The following is a 14392-nucleotide window of genomic DNA, read 5'->3' as shown; positions in this document are numbered from 1 at the left end:
ATCCAAATCATAATTCCCAGGCACCCGTATTTGATAAACTTACAGTTTTACTCAAAAACCTTTTCCATGATCATGACATCCACAAAGCGACCATCTAATTTCCCCTGATTCTTAAATACACCAACTTCTCGATAACCTCTTTTTCTATAAAGCCCTTGCCCAAGATTATTAAAGGGAAATGTGAATAAAACAATTTTGTTAAAGTCATTTTTAATCGCAGCCTGTTCAATTTCATTAAACAATACGGAACCAACCCCTTTTCCCCTGTAATCCCGTCTAATGTAAATTGATAAATCGGCAACTCCAGCATAAGCACACCGGTTGGAATAAGGATTTAATGATGCCCAGCCAACAACCTCATCATCTTGTTCCACTACGATTACCGCAAACCGCCCAGTATGATTGTTAAACCATTCCCTCATATATTTAATATCTTTCTGGTCTTCCTCCAAGGTTGCAATCCTGTCCTCAATACCCTGATTATAGATATATAATATCGATTCTACGTCACTTACTGCTGCCAGCCTTGTCTTTAACCCTGTTTTCATGATAATCCCCCTAGAAATGAATGACTGAAACCATTATATAAAAAATTTTCCATTTTTAAAAGAAAATTAGTTGCAAATTGCAAATTATTAGTATATAAATAAATCAGAGGTGAAAATTATGGAAAATGTTAGAGAACTGTTCCAGGTCATGACAAGGCGTTTTGGTCTATTAAATAAAAACTGTTGTCAGGTAGGCGGAGCTGAGATATCCCTCGTCCAAAGCCATATCCTTTATGAATTACTTCGCCGGGAAAAGCCTTCGATGCAACAGGTTGCTGATACGTTAGGGATGGATATAACCACCTTTAGCCGGCAAATTCAAACGCTAGTAAAAATGGAACTGGTTGTGAAATCACCTCTACCTGAAGATAGACGTGTTTCTCAACTAACCCTAACCACACAGGGAAAGTACGTTGCTGCAAAGATCGATGCAGACATGAACCAATATCTTAGCGAAGTATTTTCAAATATGAGCGAGTTTGAACGAGAAATGGTCATCAATTCAGTTAAACTGTTAAATGAAGCAATGTCACAATCTACTGTTTGTTGTAAACCGTTAATTTGAGCAAGATCCACTTGCTCTTTTATTAAAAATTAATACTTGCAATTTGCAAGTAAAAGGGAGATGGCAATATGTATTTCAATGAAATGGAATTAAAAGTTTATTATGAAATGAAAAAAGAAGAAATGGAGAAAGCTGTGCTGGCTAGCCGGTATTCGAAAAATGGTCCAACGTCAAAACTCTATAGAAATTTCTTAAATATGTTTAAGAAAAACCAAAAGGCTGTTCCAAAACCAGATTGCTGCGAAATTAAAATCCAAGAAGTATGCTGCGGAAATTAAAAAGAATGCTGTTTATAAATAAGGAGGTTGCTTATGTGGTCCGAAGTGTTTCATAGTTTTCTAACCATTGCCTTAGAATTAACTTTATTGTTTATTGGAATCTCTTTTCTCATCAACCTATTACAGGGGTTCATCCCCTATAAAAAGATGGAACAGCTGATGGAAAAAAGCCACCCATTGGTAAGTGCTTTTGTCGCACTAGGGTTCGCCTTTATCACGCCGTTTTGTTCCTGTTCAACCATACCAGTTGTTGTTAATCTACTCAATAAAAAAGTGCGATTTGGTATTGTCATGATATTCTTATTTTCCTCCCCAGTTCTTGACCCGACCATCATCACATTGATGACAGCTGTACTCGGAGTAAAAGTTGCCTTTGCTTACACAGTCATAACATCCATCCTCTCCGTCATTATTGGTTTCACTTTAGAAAAGTTTGGTTTTGAAGAACAGATAAAAAATGTCGTAGTAAAAGGATACCAGGAACCAGATAAGAAATTTCAGCTAAAAGCGGCTATAGTTGAAACGCTGCACCTTATGAAAAGCGTGTATCCTTATTTGCTAATTGGTGCATTTATAGGGGCATTCATTCATGGCGCCGTTCCAACAGGTTGGATCTCTACATTTATGGGTGGTGATAAGTGGTGGCTCGTACCGATCGCTGCGATTATTGGCATTCCACTCTATATAAGACTTTCAACTATGATCCCAATATCCCAAATCATGATTGCCAAAGGGATGGCTTTGGGGCCAGTGATGGCTCTCATGATCAGTTCAGCAGGCGCAAGTCTACCAGAGCTAACTTTATTAAATAGCATCTTCAAAAAGAAACTCGTATTTACCTTCGTTGGTTCAGTCTTTACGATGTCTACTATATCAGGATTTCTATTTTACATTATTTAAGGGGGGTATTTAACATGAGTATTTTTAAAAGTCTTTTTCAAAAGAAAGAAAGTTCCTGCTGCAACGTTAAGATTGAGGAAGTTAAAGAAGACACTAATGTTCCATCACAAGATGAACAAAAAAGCAGTTGCTGTAAATAAGCTAAGTTAAAAATTGGCTTGCAGACTGGATACGGGCAATCTCACACATTTTAAAGCCAGGAGGGTGAATCCCTCCTGGCATTTATTCAATCTTACTCCCCTGTTTCGGAAAAACGCTTAATTCTTTCCCCGATTTCATCACGTACTCTTTGGAAAAGTGCCCATTTTTCTTCATCAGTACCTTCAGCTTTAGCTGGGTCGTCAAAGCCCCAGTGAACTCGTTTAACATGAGGAGGTGTTACAGGACAATTATCGGCTGCATGCCCACATAATGTAACAACTAAATCTACGTTATTTAGAATTTCAAGGTCAATTACATCAGAAGTTTGCTTCGAAATATCAATTCCAGCTTCTTTCATCGCTTTTACAGCGTTAGGGTTTAAACCATGTGCTTCAAGCCCGGCACTTTTTACATCCCAATTATCTGCTAAGTATTTCTTAGCCCATCCTTCAGCCATTTGGCTACGACATGAATTTCCTGTACATAAGAAGTAGATTGCATTTTTAGTCATGATGTATTCTCCTTTATTTTTCGTGTAGTATTTTATAAATAAATGCCGCACAACTTGCTCCTAAAATAGTTGCGACGATGTATACCCATAAATATTGCGTTGTTCCTGATACAATTGCTGGACCGATTGACCTTGCAGGATTCATAGAGGCTCCACTAATTGGACCTGCGAACATAGCTTCTAAACCAACTGTTGCACCAATCGCAATACCTGCGAATGATTTTACAGCTTTTCCATGAACAGCAGAACCGAAAATAACCATCATTAAGAAAAAGGTAAGTATAAATTCCAATATAAACGATTGCCCCCATGAACCTTTTGGCAAGGTGGTCCCTAATGAAGCAACGTCTCCAAATAAACTTAACAATGTTGCACTCGCTGCAATACCTGCAATAACTTGGATAATAATATAATAAAGTGCTTCTCTCATTTTAATTTCCCCATGTATTAAAAAACCAATTGTAACAGCAGGATTGAAGTGTGCACCAGAGAGATGACCAAATGTAAAAATTAATGCCATGACTACAAGTCCAAATGTAAGGGCTATTCCTACATGAGTTAAACTTTTAGTAATCGTATTGATAACCACTGCCCCTGTTCCAGCAAAAACCAGAAAGTATGTTCCTAAAAATTCGCTAATTAACCTTTTTTCCATTTCCATTATCTCCTTGATGATACAATTGCTAACAACCACAACGAAGTGTAGGATTGCTTTTTTTAATGATTTCAATTTTATCTTTCAGGTCTGGTACATGGTGCAAAATAATTTCTATAAGTCCATAAAGCTCATTTTCTGGGTTCAAGGAATAATAAATCCATTGACCTCTTCGCTCTTCTTTGACAAGTCCTGCATCCTTTAATTTGCGTAGATGCTGGCTGATGGATGGTTGACTCATGTCAAATACTTCTTGCAATTCACAAACACAACACTCCCGTTGTTTCAAAATCCCAACAATGGTTAACCGTGTTTTATCGCCTAATAATTTTAAAAAGTTGGCAGTTTGTTCAATTGCAACAGTTGATTGTAACATTAAAAACACCTCCATAATTTCATATAAGTAAATAACTATTTGCTTATATGTGATTTAAACTGATATATAATTGTTCGCTTATATGTTAGATTAATAAACATGTTAATTCAAGTGGTTAATTGTAAAGTTACTGTAAATATCTCATACTTTTGGTAAAAAAGCAGATTTTAGTCATGGGGCTAAAAGGATATAACTACTTTCGAGGGGATGAACCGGGGCATCAGGTTACTGGCTATTTTTAAAAAATAAACTCTCCCTAATTTAATTATAACATCTAAAAAATGGTTATTATAGACTGTTTATTCTTATTTATGACAGCTAAAATCAATAGTACATTACTGGTTGGGAGAGATGTAGAATGAGTTCTTTGGTTCTCGGATTTCAGGAAATGGACAAAACGCAGCATTTGCTCGTTGGCGGTAAAGGATTAAATTTAGGGGAATTATCAAAAATTCAAGGAATACAAGTACCCGAAGGATTTTGTGTGACAACAATTGCCTATCAAAAAGCCATCGAACAAAACGAAACGTTTCAAGCATTGTTGGATCAACTAACACGGCTAAAAGTAGAGGATCGAAAACAAATTGGAGAAATCAGCATGAAGATACGACAAATCCTTATGGAAGTTGAAATTCCTTTCGATGTTGCGTCCGCCGTTGCTCACTATCTCTCCCAGTTTGGCGAAGAACATGCTTATGCAGTTCGTTCTAGTGCGACTGCTGAAGATTTACCACATGCCTCCTTTGCCGGACAACAAGACACCTATTTAAATATCATTGGAAAAGAAGCCATCCTGCATCATATCAGCAAATGTTGGGCTTCCCTATTTTCAGATCGTGCGGTCATCTACCGGATGCAAAACGGATTTGACCACAAACAAGTTTATATATCCGTTATCATTCAACGGATGGTATTCCCACAGGCTTCAGGGATATTATTTACCGCTGATCCGATTACTTCTAACCGAAAGCTTCTGTCTATCGATGCCAGTTTTGGGCTCGGAGAAGCACTGGTCTCTGGCTTGGTATCTGCGGATTGTTATAAAGTGCAGGAAGAGGAAATCGTCGATAAAATGATAACAGCCAAAAAATTGGCTATTTATGGACGAAAAGAAGGCGGGACCGAGACACACGAGATCGCTCCTGATCAGCAAAAGACGCAAACACTTACTGACCAACAAATTTTACAACTGGCACGCATTGGAAGACAGATCGAAGCTTATTTTGGTTGTCCGCAAGATATCGAATGGTGTTTGGTTGATGATACCTTTTATATTGTCCAAAGCCGTCCAGTCACGACTCTTTTTCCCATCCCTGAAACGAATGATCAAGAAAACCACGTCTTTATATCTGTCGGCCATCAGCAAATGATGACAGACCCCATCAAACCATTGGGATTGTCTTTTTTCCTATTCACAACTAATGCACCGATGCGGAAAGCTGGTGGAAGGTTGTTTGTTGATATCGCACGTCAATTAGCTTCGCCTGCTAGTAGAAACATGTTATTAAATATGATGGGACAACACGATCCACTCATGAAAGACGCCATTATGAACATCATTGAGCGTGGAGATTTTATAAAATTATTACCAAATGAAAATGAAGCACCGAGGCCCGTTAGTGGCAATACCGATAGGCTGGCACAAATCGAAAACAATCCAACAATCGTTTCTGATTTGATTAAGAAAAATCAAACATCCATAGAAGAGTTAAAACAAAACATCCAAACGAAGTCAGGATCTGATTTATTTGATTTTATTCTAGAAGATATACAGGAATTAAAGAAGATTTTATTTGACCAACAAAGTACAGCAGTATTTATGGCTGCTATGAATGCTTCAACATGGATCAATGAAAAAATGAACGAGTGGTTAGGTGAAAAAAACGCAGCAGACACACTTTCTCAATCTGTACCAAACAATATTACTTCGGAAATGGGTCTTGCACTTTTGGATGTCGCAGATGTGATTCGTCCTTATCCAGAAGTAATTGATTATTTACACCATGTAAAAGATGATCACTTTTTGGATGAACTGGTTAAGTTTGATGGTGGACAGGAAGCTAAAGACGCCTTCTTCGCTTTTCTCAACAAATACGGAATGCGATGTGCCGGAGAAATCGATATGACCAGAAGCCGTTGGAGTGAAAAACCAATTACTCTTGTCCCATTGATTCTTGGTAACATCAAAAACTTTGAGCCTTATGCCAGCAAGCGGAAATTTGAGCAAGGACGGCAGGAAGCGTTGAAAAAAGAACAAGAGCTATTAGAACGATTGAAGCAATTACCAGATGGTGAACAAAAGGCCAAAGAAACAAAACGTATGATTAACCTAATCCGGAATTTCATCGGTTATAGGGAATATCCGAAATACGGCATGATCAATCGCTACTTCGTTTATAAGCAGGCTTTACTGAAAGAAGCCGAACTACTCGTGAAAACGGGCGTAATTCATGAAAAGGAAGATATATACTACCTCACTTTTGAAGAACTTCTTGATGTCGTACGAACAAATGAACTGGATTACCATATTATCAGCAAACGAATAGACGAGTACAAATTATATGAAAAACTGACTCCTCCGCGTGTTATTACATCCGATGGTGAAATCATTACAGGTAAGTACAAACGAGAAAATCTCCCAGCCGAAGCAATTGTAGGCCTGCCTGTTTCTTCTGGAGTGATAGAGGGGCGCGCTCGTGTCATCTTAAACATGGAAGATGCCGATCTAGAAGATGGAGATATATTAGTCACCACCTTTACAGACCCTAGTTGGACACCATTGTTTGTATCGATAAAAGGCCTCGTCACCGAGGTTGGCGGCCTGATGACCCATGGCGCAGTAATCGCACGTGAATATGGCTTACCAGCAGTTGTAGGGGTGGACAATGCGACCAAACTGATCAAAGATGGACAACGAATTCGTGTACATGGAACAGAAGGGTATATAGAAATATTGTAATGTCTTAAATAAAAAGCCAAAGGAGTAAACTACTCCTTTGGTAAATCCTTATGTTCATATTTTAAAAGCTTACTGATAATGGAGGGGTTTTCTGGTTTGTCGGGATGGCTATCGACGATTATACCGAAGGTTAGAGTATCAGTCCCTAAGGGTTTCTCGTTAGCAGGAATGACATTTACTTTAACTATAAATGGATATTCCGTATTTTCTCCTGTTACTTGAGGCTCTGTTACCTCAACAACATTGTAGTTTTTCGCCCAGTCAAATGCCATACCAGAAATGTTTTGATCTTTATAATACTCTCTTGTTGCTAGAATGATTTCCTTGTTAATTAAATTCAGCATAAAATGTTTTAAATGTTGTTCTTGAGTTACATCATTCGTTACGTTATATAAATCATCTTGTAAACTTTTTTTATTGTATTCTTCTCCTTGGACAACACTTGGTATAGTTAAAAAGAAAAACATGAAAGCTAGCATTAAGATATTTTTCACACAGATCGCCTCTTTTTCAACCTTTTTTAACATCTTTATATTTTGTTTAAAATAGGAATATATACATTTGAGTGAATCTTCTAATTGAACATGTGGATTGTTTTATTGCAAAATAACAGGAACATAGGAGGATGAAATATGAAGATCCACAGAATGGATCATGTAGGTATAATCGTAAATGATCTCTCTGCTGCTATAGAGTTTTTTGTCGATTTTGGCCTTGAAGTGCAAGGGGAATGGGATGGAAAGTGGATAGATCAGGTAGTTGGGCTTGATGACGTTAAAGTAGCTTGTGTAGGATTGCGGACGCCAGACGGTCAGGCATGGATAGAGCTAATCAAATTTTATTCGTCGTCAGACGAAAGAGAAATTCAGCAACCTTTTGCAAATAATTTGGGAACCCATATTGCCTTTGCTGTTGAAGATATTGAAGCTATTGTTGCCAAATTGAAAAAGAAAGGTACAGAGATCCTTAGTGAAATACAACAATATGAAGATAGTTATAAGTTATGCTTCGTTCGTGGACCGGAGGGAATTATTCTAGAGTTGGCCGAGAAAATCAAATAAATTAACGGTAATTCATAAGTATCTGGCCAATAATTAAAAGCCTAATTCCTCCCTAGAGTTCCGAGAAATTAGGCTTTTTTATTGTGTTTCAGCACCGTTACTTGAAAAAGAATGTTTTAACATTCTCTTTTTATCTATCGTGGGATATTGGATAACTTTTCAGGATTCGTATATACGCCTAGCGACGAAAAGCCTTTAAAAAATGCGTTCGATGGCGATTTCAAAGAAATAGTTAAAAGGGAGAAAAACTGGTACTTTGTCGGTTCTTACTAGTAAAAATGTTAAAACGGCAGCGAAATGGCATTTATTATCTTATTCTTGAGTAAACTTTCATCAAAAGATAGTATATAGTGTGGGATCTAATTAGGAAGGAAGAAAACATGGATAAGCGGATTTATTTTTTAATGATCATATCCTTTGTAATAGGAATGGTTGAACTGATCATTAGCGGCATTTTAGATTTAATTGCAGAGGATTTATATGTAAGCATCGGGCAAGCCGGTTTGCTGATCACTGTTTTTGCTGTCATTTTTGCCGTTGCATCGCCAATTTTACTTGTTATGACAGCAAAAATAGAAAGAAAACGGCTCACATTAGTTTGCTTATACATATTTTTAATTGGTTGTATCGTAACAGTATTTGCCCCTACTTTTTCTATTTTGTTTTTAGGAAGAATTATTTTAGGGTTAAGTGGAGCGCTATTAATCATCTTGTGTCTAGTTATGGCTCCTAGCTTAGCAGGAGAACAGTATAAAGGCAGGGCTATTGGGATTGTCTCCGTAGGAGTAAGTGCTTCGTTAGTTTTAGGGGTACCGATCGGGCTTATAATGGGAACTAGTTTTGGCTGGAGAGCACCATTCGTCCTTATAACTGTATTGACAGCATTATCCATTATTGGCGTTCATGTATTAATGGGACGTGTAGAACCAAAACCTCAAATTCCGTTAAGGCAACAGCTTGCTGCATTTAAAAATCACAAAATCACATTAGGGCTGACAACGACATTCCTGTATATGACTGGTCATTCTATTATGTATGCCTATTTTAAGCCTTATTTAGAAGTATCCACTGATTTTAATGCTAATTGGGTTAGTGTCATTTATTTAATTTTTGGTTTTGCTGCTGTATGCGGTGGAGGAATTGGCGGACTACTGGCAGATTTATTGGGCTCACGAAAAACAATGGTAATTGCTCTAGCAGTTTTTAGTGTTTTATTCTTTGTATTTCCATATACAACAGAATTCTATCCAATATTTTTCCTCATCTTGATCTTATGGGGGATGCTCAGTTGGGCGATTTCACCGGCCATGCAATCTTATTTGATTGATACAGCGCCTGAATCATCAGAAATTCAGCAAAGCTTGAATAATTCATCTCTTCATTTAGGTGTTGCTGCCGGTTCAGTTATTGGAGCTGGAATAGTTGATACACTTTCAGTCAATGTAATTCCATTTGCAGGCGGAATATTCATCATCTTATCTTTCATTACTGTAGTCATTTCTGTTCGCAGTAAGAAAAAGTTTTCTTATAAACCAAAGAGCGCAATTTGAGAAAGTGCCAGGTAGCTTCCAAATAATTGGTTGCTACCTGGCACTTTTCTATTAAAATAAACTTCCAAACAAAATTAAAACGCCAGATGCCACCAATACACCGATTCCCGTAAAAATAAACTTGACCCGTTCCATTTAAAATTCCTTCTTTTGATTTCTTAATTACAATTTAACAATCAAAAATGAAATCTTTATGAAAGTTATTATTTTTTAGTTAGTAATTTTAAAATAAAAAAAAAGCCAATGCTTTGACAAAACATTGACCTGTCTAATATCGTTTACTTGTTTTTAAATCATTTTAAACTTTGATTGTTGTATTTTCATTACTCAACATTTCTATAAAGACCCTCAAAGAAGCTGACATATATTTATCTTTACGATAGACGAAAATGGTTTGGACTTTCCCGAATCTATTTGGAATGGGATGTTGGATAAGTTGATTGTCCTTCATATGTTTATCAACCACACTTCGAGGGAGTAAACTTATCCCCAGTCCCGCGGAGACACAGCCAATAATTCCATCAAGTGTTCCAAATTCCATTATTTTTTCGGGAATCACCCCTTCATGATGTAACCATTCTTCAAACCTTGCCCGATACGAACAGCCATTACGAAACACCAATATTGTTCGATTTTGTATTTCTTTTATAGAAGAAATAGGATGATGTAACGTGTCCGTTATCAGTACCAACTCTTCCTCTATAACTGTTTTAAATGTGAGTTCTGGATGCTCAATAGGTCCAGCAACAAAAGCTCCATCTAATTCATATTGTAGAACATCCTGGACATTTTGCTCAGTTGGCCCTGTTTTTAACGTAAGGTCAACAGCAGGATATTCACGATGGAATTTTGAAAGTATTGTTGGTAAACGAACCGCAGCAGTCGTTTCCATTGACCCTATTAATAAAGGACCTTTAGGTGTTTGATCATCACTCATTGCGTTTTGAATTTCATCTAAAAGTTGAAATACTTCATATGTATACGAAAGTAATGCATTACCTTTGTCTGTTAAAGTAGTCCCCCGGTTATGTCGATAAAATAGCGTTGTTTGAAGATCTGATTCCAATTGTTGAATTCTTGCAGTGAGATTAGATTGTGCGTAGTTCATTTCCCTCGCTGCCTTCGAAATGCTTCCTAACTCTGCAACAGCTTGAAAAAATCTCAATGCTTGCAAATCCATAGTTATCGCCTCTTCCTGTTTTGATATATAGAAAAGTGATATCGGTACATCATTTTTTAGTATTATAGCATATGGCAAAAAACAGATAAGATAAAAATATAATAAAATTATTATAATTGAAGGTGAAAATTTGAATAAAAGCCCTTTTTTATTTTTGATTGGGGGAATTTTTTCATTAATGATTGCGATGGGAATCGGAAGGTTTGCTTATACTCCAATCTTACCGCTCATGCAGAAGGCTCTTGCCTTTACTGATGCAGTTGCGGGATACCTCGCTTCAAGCAATTATGCAGGGTACTTTGCCGGGGCCATTTTAGCAGGAGTTCTCCCTTTGAAAACGCATAGAACATTTTATTTAAGAATTAGTCTTGCGGTAAGTATTATTACCACTTGCTTGATGGGGCTGACTCACTCCTACACAGGGATGCTCATCATTCGCTTTATTTCAGGAGTGTCTAGTGCATTCATTTTTGTATTAGCTTCCAGTATTGTTCTAGATAAACTGGCTTTTGTAGGAAAAACAAATTGGGCAGGCTATTTTTATGCAGGGGTAGGCTTTGGAATCTTTTTTTCGACGCTCTTTATACCGAGTTTTAACGATTTATTTGCGTGGGAAGGTGTATGGATAGGACTAGCCATTATAAGCGGTATCCTTACGATCTTTGTATGGTTTTGGCTTAAAGATTCCCCAAGCTCGAAGGTACAGGATAAACAAATGGTTACTATACAAGCTCCACCCCTAAAATGGCTTCCTTGGTTAATTATTGCCTATGGACTAGAAGGATTAGGCTATATTGTAACAGGGACATTTATTGTGTCAATTGCTGAAAAGACCTCAATCTTTAGCATGGACCCTGCAATTGTCTGGATGGTCGTTGGCTTAGGTGCAATTCCATCCTGTATCGTATGGTCAACCCTCGCAAAAAAGTGGGGATTTGTAAGATCATTAGTCATTGCGATGGTTTTTCAATCAATCGGAATTGCACTGCCTGTCTTCTGGTTGACCCAATCCAGTTTAATGATAAGTGCTTTCTTATTTGGAGCAACTTTTATGGGTATTACCACACTTGCCACAACATTGGCACGCCAAATGAGTCCATCAAATAGCAGTCGAATGATTGGTTCTCTAACCGCAATCTATGCTGCTGGTCAAATGATTGGCCCAACAATCGCCGGAATTCTATTATCTTATTCTCAAAGTTTTAATATAGCGTTGATTGGAGCTGCTAGCGTAGTATTCATTGGATCTATGTTACTTGTAAGTGGTATTCGATTTGACAGAATGACAAACTTAGAAACATCGTTCATAACTCCCGAACGAGAAAGCGGCCCTCCATTCAGGGAGTTATAAAAGGTTCTTAACTCCCGAATGGGAATGTAGCCCTCTGGTCAGGTAGTTATAATAGGTTCTTAACTCCCAAACGGGAATGTGGCCCTCCATTCAGGGAGTTATAAAAGGTTCTTAACTCCCCAACGGGAATGTGGCCCTCCATTTAGGGAGTTATAATAGGTTCTTAACTCCCAAACGGGTATGTGGCCCTCTGTTCAGGTAGTTCATAACTCCCGAACGGGTATGTGGCCCTCTGTTCAGGTAGTTATAAAAGGTTCATAACTCCCGAACGGGTATGTGGCCCTCCATTCAGGGAGTTATAAAAGGTTCATAACTCCCAAACGGGTATGTGGCCTTCCGTTCAGGTAGTTATAAAAGGTTCATAACTCCCGAACGGGTAATGTGGCCCTCCATTCAGGGAGTTATAAAAGGTTCATAACTCCCGAACGGGCATGTGGCCCTCCATTCAGGGAGTTATAAAAGGTTCATAACTCCCGAACGGGTATGTGGCCTTCCATTCAGGGAGTTATAAAAGGTCTATAACTCCCCAACGGAAGGAGTCCCTCAACAGATGATACTTCACCAAAATAGCTTTCCTAATTCAAATAAGTAACTATACACCCTCAAACATTCCCCCTATCACCTCAATTGCTTTTTCCAGCCGTTCCTGATAGGTTCCGCTGATGCTTACGAACTCGATTCCGTTTTCCTTCAATAATTCCTTCAACCGCTGATTATTTTCTTCTCGGACCTGTTGTTCTCCATGCACCCTTAATCCGTCATCTACCCATTTGACGTCAGGCTCTAAAAATAGGCATAGATGATACTGTTGAATCCGGGCGATTTCATTCAAGACCTGCTGGTGTTTCTGGTTATAAAGTTCTGAGTAAAATTGAGTGACCACTGCTTCAGTGTCAATAAAAACGATTTTATTCGCCTGTTTAATAGCTTCATATTCTTTCATTTTATGACCATAGGCAATGATCGGGTAATCTTCCTCTAAAATAATTCCATCACAGCCTCCCAAATCTTCACAGTACTCTCTGCCGTATTCGTTTACATAAGTCGTGTTATAGATAAGTGCTAGATTCCTCGTAAGTGTCGATTTTCCACAGCTTTCCGTCCCTAAAATGACTACCTTTTTGTTAAAATAAGGTCTCGCTACCTCGGGAATGTAGTCCCAATAATGAAAGACTCCTTTATTCCTAATCTCCGTTGCTGAAATGGGGCATTGTTTCCTTTTTGCATCAATCAAGATGTGTTTTGCTTTAGGATAAAGCTCTTTGAAAATCGGGTCATAGTCGGTTTCAGAGCTAAACACCACATCAATTTCCTGCCCGATTACCTCTCTTATTTTCAAGGCTCCTTCCTTCCAATTGTAATCCTCATCACCGTCATGATCTTCCACTTCCACGATCTTGACGTGTTCCATCTCCTTCGTCAGTTGAGAAAGCCAACGCAGCCGGATCCGACTTGGAATATAGGAAAGCTTGCTCCCCTTGCACAATGCCTGATCCCTTTTTTCACTATGTGACAAGACCACATACAATTCATCAACCATTGTGGAAGCTTTGATGATGGCGTACACATGACCTTGATGCAAAGGCAAAAACTTTCCACCGTAAAAGCCAATCTTCTTCATGACATCGCCTCTCCCTTCTGCTGTTTATAAACTTTAGACCAGTTGTAATAGCCGTATATACTGTTGATCAGAAAAGCCGACCACATCACAAGCATGGAGACATCGTTTCCATCCTGTAAAATTAAGGCCTTTACCCAAAGGGCAATCGAAAGCACATTGACCGCAATCCAAAATAACCACTGTTCCGTTAATCTTTTTAGCATCAGTATTTGGGCAATCACCGATAATGTCGTTGAAGCGGAATCGATCCAGACGACATTGCCTCCTAATTTTTCGAGCAGGTAAGCGTATAGAACAAAGATGACCAGAAATACCGAAAGCGTAATTCCCCACCCTTTTTTCGTCAAAGAACTGATTTGAATTTCTTCCCCTTTTACGGTGTGTTCCGTTTTATGATTCTTCCATAAATAGATGCCAACGAACTGGAGTGGAAAATAAAACAAGGCATTCAGCATGACCTCACCGTAAAGGCCATATCCGTATGAGATGTAGGCATAGGTTCCGGTTTGGATAATACCGAAATAGTAATTACTCACCTTCCCTTTGGCTACAAGCACGACACAAAGCATTCCTGAAATCGAGGTGATTAACCCCAGAATCGTATCGTCCCAAGCAAAAAACAAATACACATTCACAAGCGTAAACGTAACAAGCCATAGCTTTTCAAATATGGTCCAGTCTTTGAGAATCTTCATT

The 14392-nt window shown here is 38.2% G+C and carries 16 protein-coding genes; 8 read left to right on the top strand and 8 right to left on the bottom strand.

Annotated features, from left to right (window positions below):
* Window positions 1–47 precede the first annotated feature (47 nt).
* A complete protein-coding gene (locus V5M37_RS06770; protein WP_423801328.1) occupies window positions 48–548 on the bottom strand; it encodes an arsinothricin resistance N-acetyltransferase ArsN1 family A in 501 nt (166 codons plus the stop codon).
* Between the two features lie 118 nt (window positions 549–666).
* Here V5M37_RS06770 and V5M37_RS06765 point away from each other — a divergent pair, with 118 nt between their 5' ends.
* From V5M37_RS06765 to V5M37_RS06750, 4 genes are all read left to right on the top strand, one after another.
* On the top strand, window positions 667–1113 hold the full coding sequence (locus tag V5M37_RS06765) for a MarR family winged helix-turn-helix transcriptional regulator (protein WP_423801327.1): 447 nt from the start codon (window positions 667–669) through the stop codon (window positions 1111–1113).
* A gap of 68 nt (window positions 1114–1181) precedes the next feature.
* Window positions 1182–1391 (top strand): hypothetical protein, encoded by a 210-nt coding sequence (locus tag V5M37_RS06760; RefSeq protein WP_423801326.1) that lies wholly within the window; start codon window positions 1182–1184, stop codon window positions 1389–1391.
* Window positions 1392–1424: 33 nt separating this feature from the next.
* Complete coding sequence (locus V5M37_RS06755) at window positions 1425–2291, top strand: permease (RefSeq protein WP_423801325.1); 867 nt, start codon at window positions 1425–1427, stop codon at window positions 2289–2291.
* 14 nt (window positions 2292–2305) lie between these two features.
* A complete protein-coding gene (locus V5M37_RS06750) occupies window positions 2306–2431 on the top strand; it encodes a hypothetical protein (protein WP_423801324.1) in 126 nt (41 codons plus the stop codon).
* 92 nt (window positions 2432–2523) lie between these two features.
* Here the strand turns inward: V5M37_RS06750 and arsC are convergent, their stop codons facing one another.
* From arsC to V5M37_RS06735, 3 genes are read right to left on the bottom strand one after another with little or no spacing between them, the layout of a single operon-like run.
* On the bottom strand, window positions 2524–2943 hold the full coding sequence (arsC, locus tag V5M37_RS06745; RefSeq protein WP_423801323.1) for an arsenate reductase (thioredoxin): 420 nt from the start codon (window positions 2941–2943) through the stop codon (window positions 2524–2526).
* 13 nt (window positions 2944–2956) lie between these two features.
* The gene (locus tag V5M37_RS06740) at window positions 2957–3598 is read right to left on the bottom strand and encodes an MIP family channel protein (RefSeq protein ID WP_423801322.1); all 642 of its coding nucleotides are present in this window, start codon (window positions 3596–3598) and stop codon (window positions 2957–2959) included.
* Window positions 3599–3626: 28 nt separating this feature from the next.
* Window positions 3627–3974, bottom strand: a complete 348-nt coding sequence (locus tag V5M37_RS06735) for an ArsR/SmtB family transcription factor (protein WP_423801321.1) — start codon at window positions 3972–3974, stop codon at window positions 3627–3629.
* A gap of 358 nt (window positions 3975–4332) precedes the next feature.
* Here V5M37_RS06735 and ppsA point away from each other — a divergent pair, with 358 nt between their 5' ends.
* Complete coding sequence (gene ppsA, locus V5M37_RS06730; protein WP_423801320.1) at window positions 4333–6933, top strand: phosphoenolpyruvate synthase; 2601 nt, start codon at window positions 4333–4335, stop codon at window positions 6931–6933.
* 29 nt (window positions 6934–6962) lie between these two features.
* Here ppsA and V5M37_RS06725 read toward each other — a convergent pair whose 3' ends face one another.
* Window positions 6963–7427: a hypothetical protein gene (locus tag V5M37_RS06725; protein WP_423801319.1), complete on the bottom strand. Its 465-nt coding sequence runs from the start codon at window positions 7425–7427 to the stop codon at window positions 6963–6965.
* Window positions 7428–7565: 138 nt separating this feature from the next.
* On the opposite strand from V5M37_RS06725, the gene V5M37_RS06720 reads away from it, so the two are divergent.
* Together V5M37_RS06720 and V5M37_RS06715 are read left to right on the top strand one after the other, a co-directional pair.
* Complete coding sequence (locus V5M37_RS06720) at window positions 7566–7994, top strand: VOC family protein (protein WP_423801318.1); 429 nt, start codon at window positions 7566–7568, stop codon at window positions 7992–7994.
* Window positions 7995–8374: 380 nt separating this feature from the next.
* The gene (locus V5M37_RS06715) at window positions 8375–9544 is read left to right on the top strand and encodes an MFS transporter (protein ID WP_423801317.1); all 1170 of its coding nucleotides are present in this window, start codon (window positions 8375–8377) and stop codon (window positions 9542–9544) included.
* 298 nt (window positions 9545–9842) lie between these two features.
* Here V5M37_RS06715 and V5M37_RS06710 read toward each other — a convergent pair whose 3' ends face one another.
* Window positions 9843–10724, bottom strand: a complete 882-nt coding sequence (locus V5M37_RS06710) for a LysR family transcriptional regulator (RefSeq protein ID WP_423801316.1) — start codon at window positions 10722–10724, stop codon at window positions 9843–9845.
* A gap of 130 nt (window positions 10725–10854) precedes the next feature.
* Here V5M37_RS06710 and V5M37_RS06705 point away from each other — a divergent pair, with 130 nt between their 5' ends.
* Complete coding sequence (locus V5M37_RS06705) at window positions 10855–12075, top strand: YbfB/YjiJ family MFS transporter (protein ID WP_423801315.1); 1221 nt, start codon at window positions 10855–10857, stop codon at window positions 12073–12075.
* Between the two features lie 592 nt (window positions 12076–12667).
* On the opposite strand, the gene nadR is transcribed toward V5M37_RS06705, so the two are convergent.
* Entirely contained in the window at window positions 12668–13696 is a 1029-nt protein-coding gene (gene nadR / locus V5M37_RS06700) for a multifunctional transcriptional regulator/nicotinamide-nucleotide adenylyltransferase/ribosylnicotinamide kinase NadR (RefSeq protein WP_423801314.1), read from the bottom strand.
* Entirely contained in the window at window positions 13693–14391 is a 699-nt protein-coding gene (gene pnuC, locus V5M37_RS06695; protein ID WP_423801313.1) for a nicotinamide riboside transporter PnuC, read from the bottom strand. The genes nadR and pnuC overlap by 4 nt, the downstream gene beginning before the upstream one ends.
* Window position 14392 lies beyond the last annotated feature (1 nt).

The sequence above is a fragment of the Neobacillus sp. SAB-20_R2A genome, from assembly GCF_049568635.1.
Taxonomy (GTDB): Bacteria; Bacillota; Bacilli; order Bacillales; family Cytobacillaceae; genus Neobacillus; species Neobacillus citreus.
This window is presented reverse-complemented; position numbering and strand designations above follow the sequence as displayed.